At 48.1% G+C, this 12978-nt stretch carries 10 protein-coding genes; all 10 read left to right on the top strand.

Features of this window, described 5'->3' with window-relative positions; genetic code table 11:
- The first annotated feature begins 92 nt into the window (after window positions 1-92).
- The 10 genes from PAV_RS16120 to PAV_RS16165 all read left to right on the top strand — a co-directional run bounded on the left by PAV_RS16120 (window position 93) and on the right by PAV_RS16165 (window position 12827).
- Window positions 93-2021, top strand: coding sequence for a stage V sporulation protein D (locus tag PAV_RS16120; RefSeq protein WP_005548050.1), 1929 nt, complete (start codon window positions 93-95; stop codon window positions 2019-2021).
- Between the two features lie 12 nt (window positions 2022-2033).
- Window positions 2034-3521, top strand: coding sequence for a UDP-N-acetylmuramoyl-L-alanyl-D-glutamate--2,6-diaminopimelate ligase (locus tag PAV_RS16125; RefSeq protein WP_262867022.1), 1488 nt, complete (start codon window positions 2034-2036; stop codon window positions 3519-3521).
- The gene (locus tag PAV_RS16130; RefSeq protein WP_005548052.1) at window positions 3518-4924 is read left to right on the top strand and encodes a UDP-N-acetylmuramoyl-tripeptide--D-alanyl-D-alanine ligase; all 1407 of its coding nucleotides are present in this window, start codon (window positions 3518-3520) and stop codon (window positions 4922-4924) included. Before PAV_RS16125 ends, PAV_RS16130 begins: the two co-directional genes overlap by 4 nt.
- A gap of 27 nt (window positions 4925-4951) precedes the next feature.
- Window positions 4952-5914: a phospho-N-acetylmuramoyl-pentapeptide-transferase gene (mraY, locus tag PAV_RS16135; protein WP_005548053.1), complete on the top strand. Its 963-nt coding sequence runs from the start codon at window positions 4952-4954 to the stop codon at window positions 5912-5914.
- Between the two features lie 3 nt (window positions 5915-5917).
- Complete coding sequence (gene murD, locus PAV_RS16140; protein WP_005548054.1) at window positions 5918-7336, top strand: UDP-N-acetylmuramoyl-L-alanine--D-glutamate ligase; 1419 nt, start codon at window positions 5918-5920, stop codon at window positions 7334-7336.
- Between the two features lie 47 nt (window positions 7337-7383).
- Window positions 7384-8481 (top strand): stage V sporulation protein E, encoded by a 1098-nt coding sequence (gene spoVE, locus PAV_RS16145; RefSeq protein ID WP_005548056.1) that lies wholly within the window; start codon window positions 7384-7386, stop codon window positions 8479-8481.
- Window positions 8482-8486: 5 nt separating this feature from the next.
- Window positions 8487-9593, top strand: coding sequence for an undecaprenyldiphospho-muramoylpentapeptide beta-N-acetylglucosaminyltransferase (murG, locus tag PAV_RS16150; protein WP_005548058.1), 1107 nt, complete (start codon window positions 8487-8489; stop codon window positions 9591-9593).
- A 710-nt stretch (window positions 9594-10303) separates the two neighbouring features.
- Window positions 10304-10468 carry a hypothetical protein gene (locus PAV_RS37665; protein ID WP_081505758.1) on the top strand — a complete coding sequence of 55 codons (165 nt, stop codon included), beginning with the start codon at window positions 10304-10306 and terminating at the stop codon, window positions 10466-10468.
- 30 nt (window positions 10469-10498) lie between these two features.
- The gene (gene murA, locus PAV_RS16160) at window positions 10499-11782 is read left to right on the top strand and encodes a UDP-N-acetylglucosamine 1-carboxyvinyltransferase (protein ID WP_005548061.1); all 1284 of its coding nucleotides are present in this window, start codon (window positions 10499-10501) and stop codon (window positions 11780-11782) included.
- 112 nt (window positions 11783-11894) lie between these two features.
- The gene (locus PAV_RS16165) at window positions 11895-12827 is read left to right on the top strand and encodes a cell division protein FtsQ/DivIB (RefSeq protein WP_238555841.1); all 933 of its coding nucleotides are present in this window, start codon (window positions 11895-11897) and stop codon (window positions 12825-12827) included.
- Window positions 12828-12978 lie beyond the last annotated feature (151 nt).

Genomic DNA, 12978 nt, shown 5'->3' on the forward strand with positions numbered 1-12978 from the left:
CTTATGGATTATCCTCATGGAGAGCTTGTTCTATCCTCTGGTTGTCCCGAATAGGTTGGTTATGAACCGATGTCGGACGAGGGAGGGTATGTATGAAGGTTACAGGGGTGACGATCCGTAAAAGGTTAATTGTTGGAATGGTGCTCATATCGATTGGATTTATCGCGCTCGTTGTCCGCTTGGCATATGTACAACTGTGGGAGGGCAAGGATTTGGCGGATCTTGCAGAAGATTCGTGGAGAAGAGAGATTCCTATCTTCCAAAAGCGCGGTGAGATACTGGATCGCAAAGGCGAGAGGATCGCCTACAATATCAGTTCTCCAACGATATGGGCTATTCCTGTGCAAATTGAAGATCAAAAGGGTACTGCTGCACAGATTGCCCCTCTTCTGGGGATGAAAACGGAAGATGTAGAGCGCATGATTGCGAAAGGGCAGTCTGTTAAGCAGATTAAGGGCGGCGGTCGTAAAATATCGCTTGAAACAGCGGAAAAAGTGCGCGATCTAAACTTGCCGGGGATTGTAGTGGCAGAGGATAATAAAAGATATTATCCTTATGGCGATTTGGCAGCTCACATTCTTGGATTTACGGGTATTGACAATCAAGGATTAACAGGTATTGAGCAGAGGTATGATTCTGCTTTAACAGGCTTGCGCGGCAACATTGCCTATTTGTCTGATGCAAGCGGCAAGCAGATGCCGAATTCGTCAGAAAAGTACGTTGTGCCCCGAGATGGATTAAATTTGCAATTGACGATCGACAAGCAGATACAGACAATTATGGAGCGGGAACTTGATCGTGCGATGGATGAATTAAAGCCGAATCAGGCACTCGCAATTGCTATGGATCCGAATAATGGTGAAATATTGGCAATGGCGAGCCGCCCGAGCTACGATCCGGCCCAATACAAAGACTTCCCGCCTGATGTATATAATCGTAACCTGCCAATTTGGATGACGTACGAGCCGGGTTCTACGTTCAAGATTATTACGCTTGCGGCTGCCTTGGAGGAGGGGAAGGTCGATTTATACAACGAGCATTTTTTCGACCCAGGACGTGTTGAAGTCGGCGGAGCCAAGCTGCGCTGCTGGAAACGCGGGGGACATGGCAGTCAGACCTTTTTGGAGGTTGTGCAAAACTCTTGTAACCCAGGATTCGTTGCTCTTGGAAATCGGCTTGGCAAGGAGACGCTGTTCGATTACATACGCAACTTTGGTTTCGGGCAGAAGACAGGCATTGATTTGAGTGGCGAAGCAAGCGGCATTTTGTTCAAACTGAGCCGGGTAGGTCCAGTAGAGCTTGCGACTACTGCGTTCGGACAAGGGGTATCCGTTACACCAATCCAGCAAATTACTGCTGTATCGGCAGCTATTAACGGAGGGAAGCTGTTCAAGCCTCATGTGGCTAAGTCTTTTATCCAGCCGGAAACTGGGATGGTTGTGGATGAGATTAAGCCAGAGCTGGTCAAAAAAGTCATTAGCCCCGAAACGTCCAGCAAAGTGCGTGACGCCCTCGAACATGTGGTTGCACAGGGTACAGGGAGAAATGCATTCATTGACGGATATCGTGTTGGCGGAAAAACGGGTACTGCTCAAAAAGTTATCAATGGCAGATATTCACCGAATGAACATATTGTATCCTTTGTCGGCTTTGCCCCTGCTGATGATCCGAAGATTGTGGTCTATACGGCTGTCGATAACCCGCAAGGTATTCAATTCGGTGGTCTGGTTGCCGCGCCAATTGTAAAGAGAATTATGGAGGACTCGCTTCATTACATGGGAGTTGAGCCGCGTAAGGATCAAGTTGCGCGCAAATACCGATTCGATGAAACGCCGATTGTTGTCGTCCCGAACTTAGTAGGGAAGACGCTGACTGATATCTACGAAGATATGAATATGAATTTTCAATTAGCGAAATCCGGTACGGGTAACACTGTTATTCATCAGGCGCCCAAACCGGGAACCCGTGTAGATCGAGGTTCTACGATCCGAATTTACATGGGAGAAGAGACGGAGGAATAATTAATGCAACAGATGCAATTGGCTGAAGCCTGCTCGCGAATGCTGACAGCGAAGTGCAAGGGAAATGAACACACTGTAGTAACAGGACTTGCTATGGATTCTCGCGATGTGAAGCAAGGCGATCTGTTTTTCTGTATTTCAGGGACGGCTGAAGACGGCCATCGTTACGCAGAGCAAGCGGTTCAAGCTGGCGCAGCTGCACTTGTCGTGGAACGTGAATTAGATTTGCAGGTTCCTCAGCTGATCGTCAAGAGTGCTAGACATGCACTTGCTGTATTATCCGACGCGTTCTATGGCTCGCCTAGCCGTGCTTTGAACCTGATCGGGATTACAGGAACGAACGGCAAAACGACGACGACGTATTTGATTGAAAAAATCTTGAATGATGCCAAGCGCAAAGCAGGTGTCATTGGGACGATTCAAATGCGATATGCAGGCAAGGTATTTCCGATGTCTCGTACAACTCCAAATGCTTTCGAGCTGCAGAAGTCGCTTCATGATATGGTGAACGAGGGTGTGGATTCTGTAGCAATGGAGGTATCTTCACATGCGCTCGTACAAGGACGTGTGCAAGGCTGCCGCTTCCGTACAGCTGTTTTTACGAATTTGACGCAAGATCATTTGGACTATCATGAGACGATGGAAGCTTATCGCGAAGCAAAAGGACTGCTATTCTCACGACTTGGCAATACCTTTTCAGATGTAGAGGCAGAACGCTCTTACGCGGTGCTCAATGGAGATGATCCGTCGTCTGAATATTTTGCCAGCATTACAACTGCTGAGACAATTAAATACGGTATGTTTGAACAAGCGGATGTTCGTGCAGAGAATATTCGGATTACGGCAAAAGGAACGAGCTTCACCGTGCATACATTTAAGGGATCGTTGGACATCCAGCTGCGTATGGTTGGTAAATTCAATGTGTATAATGCATTGGCTGCAATTGCTGTAGGCCTCATTGAAGGTATCGAGCTCGAAGCCATTCGCGACAGCCTGCAAAGCGTACCAGGTGTTGATGGACGTGTAGAAGCAGTTGAAGCTGGGCAATCTTTCGCAGTAATTGTGGATTATGCGCATACGCCTGATGGACTAGAAAATGTGCTGCAGACAGTTAAAGAGTTTGCCGAAGGCCGTGTTATCAGTGTATTTGGCTGCGGTGGTGACCGCGATCGTACGAAACGCCCGCTAATGGGCAAAATTTCTGCGCGATATGCTGATTACTCTATTGTTACTTCCGATAACCCGCGCACAGAAGACCCGGATCTCATCATTAAGGACATTGTAGAAGGGCTTCATGAAGTGAAATTGGATCCGAGCCGTTACGAATGCATCGTTGATCGCCGCGCTGCCATTACGAAAGCTATTGAAATGGCAAGCCCGCACGATGTAGTATTGATTGCGGGGAAAGGCCATGAAACGTATCAAATCATCGGCAAGGAAACATTTGACTTCGATGACCGTTTGGTGGCCAAAGAAGCGATAAGGGGTATAGTTCAGTGATTGAAACGACGTTACGAGAAGTAGCGGACTTATGTGGAGGGACGCTTTCCGACCCCTCCTATGGAGACCGCACGGTGAAAGGAATTAGCACGAACTCACGCAAGATCGAGTCAAGTGTATTGTTCGTGCCGCTTCAAGGAGAACGGTTCGATGGACATCTGTATGCGGATCAAGCCTTGAAGGATGGGGCAGCAGCTGCGATGTGGGAATCCAATCATGATGATGCACCGCAGGGATATCCGCTCATCATGGTGGACAACACATTAGAGGCGCTTCAGCGGCTGGCACAAGCTTATTTGGCCCAGCAGCAGGTAAAGGTAGTAGCTATTACAGGTAGCAATGGCAAGACGACTACGAAGGATATGATTGCTTCTGTTCTTGCGGAACGTTATCGTGTTCACAAGACGGATGGCAATTTCAATAATCATATTGGCCTTCCGTTAACGATATTGTCCATGCCGAAAGATACGGAAATTGCAGTTCTCGAAATGGGAATGAGCGGAAGAGGCGAAATTGAACTTCTATCTTCCATCGCTCAGCCTGATGCGGCAGTTATTACGAACATTGGGGAAGCGCATTTGCTTCAGCTTGGTTCCCGTGAAGAGATTGCACGTGCTAAGCTAGAAATTATTAGCGGATTACGAGAAAATGGAGTGCTCATCTGTCATGGAGACGAACCACTTGTTGACATGGCACTTTCGGAAGAAGCAACGAAGCGGCCTAAGAATATGTCAGTGATTCGCTTCGGTGCAGGTATGCAGTGTGATGTTCGGCCAGAGCATATCGATCTTCATGAGGCGGGGACGACATTCACGGTTGCGGCATCTGACAGTCAGAAGGCGATGGCTGTCGAGCTTCCGCTCTTAGGCAAGCACAATGTCATTAACGCGTTGGCTGCTGTTGCAATAGGCCGCTTGTTCGGTCTTACTGACGAGCAGATTGCGCAAGGTCTTGGTAACGCACAAATAAGCGGTATGCGATTTGAACGGACGATTACGCCCGGCGGATGGGTATTATTAAATGATGCCTATAATGCTAGTCCAACTGCAACGAAGGCGGCACTGGATGTGCTTGCTGAACTGCATGGGGGCAAACGGATTGCTATTCTTGGCGATATGCTAGAGCTGGGGCCTGATGAAGCGGAGCTCCATTATGAAGTCGGAACGTCGATTCAACCGGGAAGCCTTGACCTTCTGCTTACATACGGCAGACTGGGTCGTGAAATTGCGGCGGGCGCCCTGCAACATTTGGCGAAGGAATCCGTTTATTCATTTGATGAAAAGGCTAAATTGAAGGCTTGCCTGCTGCAGCATGTTCGCTCAGGGGATACCGTGCTAGTGAAGGCATCTAGAGGAATGAAACTAGAAGAAGTTGTTAATGAATGGACTAGTGTCCAACATTAACTGGTTGTGTAACGGGAGGTGTAAGGATTGGACTTCAAGTTGATGTTAATGACAATCGGTGTATCTTTTCTCCTAGCCGTCATATTGGGCCCGTTAACGATACCGCTTCTTCGTAGGCTGAAGTTTGGTCAGCAGGTTCGTGATGATGGTCCGAAGGCTCATTTGAAAAAAGCAGGAACTCCAACAATGGGTGGCGCAATTATTTTACTTGCGTTTGCCCTTTCTTTCCTTAAATTTTCGGTGATGGATACCGATTTCTATGTGCTGCTTATCGCAACACTTGGATTTGGCTTAATTGGATTTTTAGATGATTACATCAAAATTATTTTTAAACGTTCTCTTGGCTTGACTGCGAAGCAGAAGCTGCTTGGACAGCTAGTCTGTTCGGGTTTAATCTGTGTTCTGCTGTGGCAGTCCGGTCATAGTACGGTAATCTCGATACCAGGGACATCTTTTGGTCTTGATTTTGGATGGTTTTACTATCCGTTCATCGTATTGATGATGCTTGCCGTGAGTAATGCGGTGAACTTTACGGATGGCCTGGATGGCTTGCTTGCCGGTACAAGTGCGATTGCATTCTCGGCATTTGCGGTTATCGCAATGCAAGCATCGGAAATCTCGGCAGCTGTTAGTGCAGCAGCTATGGTCGGTGCAGTGCTCGGTTTTCTCGTCTTCAATGCGCATCCAGCTAAGGTGTTCATGGGCGATACAGGTTCACTCGGTATTGGGGGAGCGATTGCTGCAGTTGCAATTCTGACAAAAACAGAGCTGCTCATCATTATTATCGGCGGTGTATTCGTCATTGAAATGCTGTCGGTTATTATTCAGGTCGTATCCTTCAAAACACGCGGCAAGCGTGTGTTCAAGATGAGTCCGATTCATCATCACTTTGAATTGTGCGGATGGTCGGAATGGCGGGTTGTTATCACGTTCTGGCTTGCGGGTATCGTATTAGCTGGACTTGGATTATGGATCAACAAGGGGATGTAACGAATGAATCACCCAGCAACATATCAAGGAAAGCGCGTCGTCGTACTTGGCTTAGCCAAGAGCGGCGTCAGCGCAGCACAATTGTTCCACAAGTTCGGTGCTATCGTCACCGTCAATGATAAGAAGGATCGCGACAAGTGCCCCGAAGCTTCGGTATTAGAAGCTTTGGGCATTTGTGTTGTATGCGGACATCATCCAGATGATTTAATCGATAAGCAGGTAGCTCTTGTGGTCAAGAATCCGGGGATTCCGTATACAGCGCCTCCCGTTGCTCGAGCTATTGAACTGGGCATCGAGGTAGTGACTGAAGTAGAGGTTGCGTATCAGCTCAGCCCGGCACCGATTATCGGAATTACGGGAAGCAATGGAAAGACGACAACGACAACGTGGGTTGGAAATATGCTGGAGTCCGCTGGGATGAAGCCAATCGTAGCAGGAAATATAGGTACCCCGCTTTGTCAGGCGGCCCAGGAAGCGAGTGAGGATAATACGCTGGTTGTTGAGCTAAGCAGCTTCCAGTTGAAGGGGACAAGCGCTTTCCGCCCTCGTGTCGCCTGCCTGCTTAATATTGCGGAAACGCACCTCGATTACCATGGCACAATGGAGGACTACGTTGCTTCGAAAGCTCGCCTGTTCGCGAATATGGGAAGCGGAGATATTGCAGTGCTGAATGCAGATGACGAGACTTGCCGTACCCTATCGTCTCATATTCAAGCAGATCAGTGGTGGGTATCATCGATGAAGCGTGTAGAGCGTGGTGTGTTCGTAGAGCCTTCTTACGAGGTTGAGGCGGAGGAAGAAGAACGGAAGATCGTGTATGCAGACGGCACGGGCCGTGTATTCCCGATTATATCTGTTATGGAATTGGGGATCCCGGGAAGATTCAACGTGGATAACGCCCTGGCTGCGTGTGCAATTTCGATTGCCGTGGGTGCTGAACCATCTGCCTTGGTCGAGTCTCTCCGTTCGTTCCAAGGGGTTGAACATCGTTTGGAGTTCGTATCCGAGCAGCATGGCGTGAAATATTACAACAATTCCAAAGCGACGAATACAAAAGCAACGCTGATGGCGCTTGAGGCCTTCGAACGCAATATTATCCTTATTGCTGGCGGTCTTGACCGCGGTCTTGATTTCCATGAGCTGGTTCCGATCATGGGAGAACGAGTGAAGGCTGTTGTTGCGATGGGACAAACACGCCACATTATGAAAAATGTTGCTGAGAAGGCAGGTTTAACGGATATAGCAGTCGTCGACAATGTAGATCATGCAGCCGACGCTGTAAAAGAAGCTGTCGAAATGGCGCGCTCTTATGCGAAGCCAGGTGATATCGTTCTGTTGTCGCCAGCTTGTGCGAGCTGGGACATGTTCCCGTCATATGAAGATCGGGGACGAATGTTTAAAGCGGCGGTGCATAGTCTGTAGTAGGGGGGTGTTCAAGCCCCTACATTGTCCTAATAGAGGTGTACCGCATGGTCAAAGCACGCACTGCGCCCGATTTGTGGCTAATCGTCTCGGTACTGTCCCTGCTATCGATCGGCATGATTATGGTATACAGCGCCGGTGCTGTTCTCGCCTTCCGGGAATACGGAGACTCGTTCTATTTCGTTAAGCGTCAATTGCTGTTTGCTCTGCTGGGGATTGCTGCCATGTTCATTACGATGAATACGGACTACCGCGTATGGAAGCGTTATGCCAAGGTAGGTCTTCTCATTTGCTTCGCCTTGCTTATCATTGTTCTTATTCCTGGTATCGGCAATGTGCGGGGGGGAGCGCGAAGCTGGCTTGGTATCGGCTCATTTGGTATACAGCCCTCCGAATTCATGAAGCTAGGCATGATTTTGTTTATGGCTAAAATGCTCTCTGAGGATCAAGTGCGCATTACGGACTTTACGAAGGGGCTGCTGCCGCCGCTCGCGATTATGGGCACAGCGTTTGGGCTCATCATGATGCAGCCGGATCTTGGTACAGGGACGGTCATGGTCGGTGCAGTGCTGCTCGTTATTTTTGTGGCAGGGGCACAGATTAAGCACTTGATGTCACTTGCTATGGTTGGCATTGCTGGCTTTGTTGGACTCGTCCTAGCGGCACCTTATCGGCTGCTGCGGATTACCGCCTTTCTCGATCCTTGGCAGGATCCGAGGGGGGCAGGCTATCAATCCATTCAGTCCTTGTTCGCTATAGGCCCTGGAGGGTTAATGGGACTTGGACTGGGGGCAAGCCGCCAAAAATACAGCTATGTACCCGAACCGCAAACCGACTTTATCTTTTCCATATTGGCAGAAGAGCTTGGTTTTTTAGGAGCGGTTACGGTATTGATTCTATTTTTAATCTTAGTGTGGCGTGGGATGCGAACTGCCTTGACAGCACCAGATAAATTCGGCAGTCTGCTGGCGGCAGGAATTGTTGGCATTGTAGCTGTTCAAGTCATTATCAATATCGGTGTCGTAATCGGACTCATGCCTGTTACGGGCATCACACTGCCGTTAATCAGTTATGGAGGCTCATCTCTGACCTTAATGCTGACCGCACTAGGAATTCTACTTAATATATCACGTTATGCGAGGTGAAGGTCATGCGCGTCGTGCTAAGCGGTGGCGGTACAGGTGGACATATTTACCCGGCAATCGCCATTGCAAGGGAATGCGAGAAGCAGTTTCCCGGCAGCGCTTTTTTATATATTGGAACTGAGAAGGGGTTGGAAAGCCGTCTCGTTCCAGAAGAGGGCTTGGATTTTCGGGCGATTGAGATTACAGGTTTCCGCCGCAAGCTGTCTCTTGAAAACTTCAAAACCATTATGCGTTTTATCCGAGGTGTAAGCAAGGCCAAGGAAATGCTGAAGGAATTCAAGCCGGATGTGGTCGTCGGAACGGGTGGTTATGTATGCGGTCCAGTGGTATACGCTGCGGCCAAGCTTGGGATCCCGACTGTCATTCATGAGCAGAATGTCATACCCGGCTTGACGAATACATTTTTGAGTCGTTATACAAGTACTGTCGCGGTTAGCTTTGAGCAATCGGCTCCGTATTTCAAAAAAGCGAAAAACGTTGTCTACTGTGGCAACCCTCGTGCGACGGCAGTGATGGAAGCGGAGAAAGCTCGCGGATTCGCCACACTTGGCTTGCCAAGTGATAGTCGGATTGTGCTGATCGTAGGCGGAAGCCGCGGGGCAAAGGCATTAAATGATGCGATGATCGGAATGGCTCCCTTGTTGAAGCAATTGCCGGATGTGCATTTTGTATATGTAACAGGGCAGAACTACTATGAAAATACACGGAAGGCTGTGCTGCAAACAAGTGATTCAGTTCGCAATCATTTGCATGTACTTCCGTACATTAGCAACATGCCAGAGGTACTTGCAGCGACGACACTCGCTGTCAGTCGGGCAGGAGCTTCTTCACTTGCGGAAATGACCGCTCTCGGCATTCCTTCCATATTAATACCATCGCCAAATGTGACGAACAATCATCAGGAAGCAAATGCTCGTTCCTTGCAGGATGCAGGCGCCGCCATTATGATTACGGAGAAGGAACTATCAACAGAAGCCTTGTTCCGTCATATTAAGACAATGATGACAGATGAGAAAAAGCGCAGAAGCATGTCTGACGCTGCCAAGTTATTCGGCCAGCCAGACGCTGCTGCAAGAGTAGTAGCTGAATTACAACGATTATCGGGCAAGTGACTTTGCCCGATTTTTTTATACCTGCAGATAAAATGGTGTGTAATTTGGGTATTCGTCCATATAGTAAGAAGAATCGGGAATGGGCTCCTGTCACACAACGTTTCAACCTGACATAATATACTCTATACATCGTGACAGTTTCCCCCAGACCGCTGCCTCGTCGTACACTCATTAAGATTGAGCGGCTTGTGAAATCAGCTAATGCATAAGCCATTGGTGGCTCATGGCAGTCGAGATATACATGTTTTCAACATGTTCACGTGTAAAGCAATTGCACTGCTGGTACGGTTATCAACTGTCAAAAACGGAGATAACCACAAGCAACTTGGGGCTGTCGGGGCTAGAATATGCTGATGCATTCCTGGACGGACAAAATGCCGATCCAAGAGTGCAGGCACGCACGGGTCGGATGTGTCACGAATAAATGATTCTGCTGAGATTGTACTGGGGACAGGGAAATTGGTAAGTTTTATGGCGTATATGGCGGAACCTATGCAGTTAGCCTATCGGCACTCTGTGCTGCATAAAATGAGAACATTGTCTAGGAGACAACGTTCTGCGCGTAAGCATAGAGAATGGGGGAAATCAAGGCCTTGCTGGCTCCGAATAAAAAATGCTGGCTGCCTACCCTGCTGCTTATATCTCCGCTTGCAGGCAGCATGTTCCGCAATCAGCCTAATATTTAATATGTTTATGAAAGAAGAGGCTGAATGAAAGGGAATGGAGTAGGTATTACAAGAATGTCCACACAACATGCCAATTTCATTGTTAACACCGGTCAAGCAACAGCGTCAGACGTGCTTGCCCTTATAGCGTGCATTCAACAGGTGACTCAGGGGATATACCAGGTAGGGTTGGTGCCGAAAATCGAGTAGTGGGTAAGCGGTAATCTCGGAGGTGACACATTGGACAAATTGGTGATTGAGGGTGGAAGACCTCTATCTGGTACGATTCGTATCCAAGGAGCTAAAAATGCCGCTTTACCAATTATGGCAGCCTCGATTCTAACCGATAGCGTCGTTAGGCTAGAGAATGTTCCACAATTGTTAGACATCGAAGTAATGCAGCGCATTATGCGAAGTTTAGGCTGCAGGACAATTCAAGATGGAGGTACAGTTACAATTGATGCGTCAGGCTCCCATTCCTCGCATATACCGGAGGATTTGATGCGTCAGATGCGTTCCTCTATTTTTTTGATGGGGCCGCTGCTTGCAAGGTTCAAGGAGGTTCACATTTACCAGCCTGGTGGATGTGCGATTGGGGAAAGAAAGATCGATTTGCATCTTCGTGGATTGCAGTCACTAGGAGCAGAGCTGGAGCATTGCGGCAATCGAATCACTTGCCGCGCAGATCGGTTGGTAGGGACGGACATCCACTTAGACTTTCCAAGTGTAGGAGCTACGGAAAATGTAATGATGGCTGCTGTGCTGGCAGAAGGAACCACCATTATTACGAATGCAGCAAGGGAGCCGGAAATCGTTGACTTGCAGCATTTCCTCAACAGTATGGGGGCGCAGGTATCGGGAGCAGGTACAGACACGATTGTGGTAGAAGGCGTTACTGAACTGAACAGCAGCCAATATGAGGTGATGCCTGATCGGATTGTGGCAGGCACGCTGATGATTGCTGCCGCAGCTACTCGAGGGGCTGTGACGCTTACAAATGCGCATGCGAGTCATCTAACCTCCCTCATCCATATCCTGCGGCGTGCTGGTGTTCAGATAGCAACGAGTGATGGTATAATCAATGTTACCAGCTTTGGAAGAGCTAAGGCTGTAGAGAGAATAGTGACTTCGCCATATCCAGCGTTTCCAACAGATTTGCAATCTCAGCTTATGGTATTGCTGTCACTGGCTGATGGAGTAAGCGTGATGAAAGAAACGGTGTTCGAAGGGCGTTTCCGTCATGTAGAAGAACTCGCTAGGATGGGAGCAGATATACGGGTCGATCTAAGTAATGCCTTTATTAAAGGTGTGCCTGAACTGTACGGCTCGACTGTTGAAGCAACCGATTTACGTGCCGGTGCAGCACTTGTTATTGCGGGGCTTGCTGCTAGCGGTCGTACCGTCGTAGAGAATGTTCATCACATTGATCGCGGATATGATTGTATCGAGCATATGTTTACCAAGCTCGGTGCGAAGATTGATCGCATCCTGTCCGTGCCTAAGCTTGATATTGCTAACGGATAATGCAATAATTTATACGCAGTCCCCTTCATCATACGGTAGGGGACTGTAATAATTCTTGTTTTAATGTTTCTAGTTACTATGAAATGTGTATTGATAGAAGGGGATGAATCCAGTGTCATTGAGAACGATACCTTCGCTGCCCGATAAGCCGGTGAGGAAGAAACGGATGGGCGGCAGAGTGAAATGGCTTCTTCTCTTCCTTCTCATCGTGCTGCTCGTTGTCCTGTTCTTCAGATCATCCATTAGTAAAATAAAGGAAGTTCGCTGGATTGGGAATCACCTTGTAAATCAAGAACAATTAAGCAGCAGCAGTGGTGTCAAACCAGGAGAACCGTATTTTGGAACTAGTGCAAGCGCTGTAGAAGATCGAATTAAGACACAGTTCCCATTTGTAAAATCGGTTCAAGTAGAAAAGCAGTTCCCGGGCGTGATTGAGGTATACATTCAAGAATATGCTCCGGTTGCGTATGAACTCACAGAAGATGGGAGTATTCAAGCCTGTCTGGAGAACGGTTCTGTAATTTCACTGAAGGATAAGCAGAAACTCGTGCTAGAGAAGCCGGTACTTACGCAGTGGCAAGGACAAGCGGTTCTCAAAGCAGAGCTGAGCAAGGCGCTAGCGGCTACTCCTAGAGGGTTGCTGGCGGATATTTCGGAAATCCGCTATTATCCATCGCCTTCTTATCCTGACCGGATTAAGATGTACACGCGTTCAGGATTCGAAGTGGTGACAACAGTCCCTCTATTGCCAGATAAGATTGCATACTTAAGTGGTGTTGTGGAATCCCAATCTCCCGGGCGGATTACGATGCTGAAGGCTGACTCTTATATCCCTTATTCAAGCTTGCCGAATGATATAGAAGCACTTGAAGGAACTCAAGAAGGCAAGGATAAAGTTGACGGTTCAGAGCAAAATCAGGGAAGCGCCGATTCACAAGATGCAAATCAGAAAGAAAATGGATCTGAGCAGGAAAAAGGAGCGGGCGCAGAGAATGATATAAAGGAACCTGAAAAAGGGCTGGACACGGACTCGGAAACCGAGTAAGACAGCGGTTCCTCCATGAATGAGCAAAATATGGAGAGAGAAAAAAACTCTACTCAATAAACGGAAAAAATGCTAGAATAAAACTTATGGGTATTTCCGTTCTCTCCTTCTTTTTTCTTCACGTTTTTAAGAAAGAAGGCGATATCCGCTT

Origin of the sequence: Paenibacillus alvei DSM 29 (assembly GCF_000293805.1) — a bacterium.
Taxonomy (GTDB): Bacteria; Bacillota; Bacilli; order Paenibacillales; family Paenibacillaceae; genus Paenibacillus_B; species Paenibacillus_B alvei.

Bases quoted from the DNA above. Each gene is read 5' to 3' on its own strand.
- PAV_RS16120 (WP_005548050.1), top strand. From the start codon at position 93: ATGAAGGTTACAGGGGTGACGATCCGTAAAAGGTTAATTGTTGGAATG.
- murD (WP_005548054.1), top strand. From the start codon at position 5,918: ATGAATCACCCAGCAACATATCAAGGAAAGCGCGTCGTCGTACTTGGC.
- murG (WP_005548058.1), top strand. From the start codon at position 8,487: ATGCGCGTCGTGCTAAGCGGTGGCGGTACAGGTGGACATATTTACCCG.
- PAV_RS37665 (WP_081505758.1), top strand. From the start codon at position 10,304: ATGAAAGGGAATGGAGTAGGTATTACAAGAATGTCCACACAACATGCC.
- spoVE (WP_005548056.1), top strand. From the start codon at position 7,384: ATGGTCAAAGCACGCACTGCGCCCGATTTGTGGCTAATCGTCTCGGTA.
- PAV_RS16125 (WP_262867022.1), top strand. From the start codon at position 2,034: ATGCAATTGGCTGAAGCCTGCTCGCGAATGCTGACAGCGAAGTGCAAG.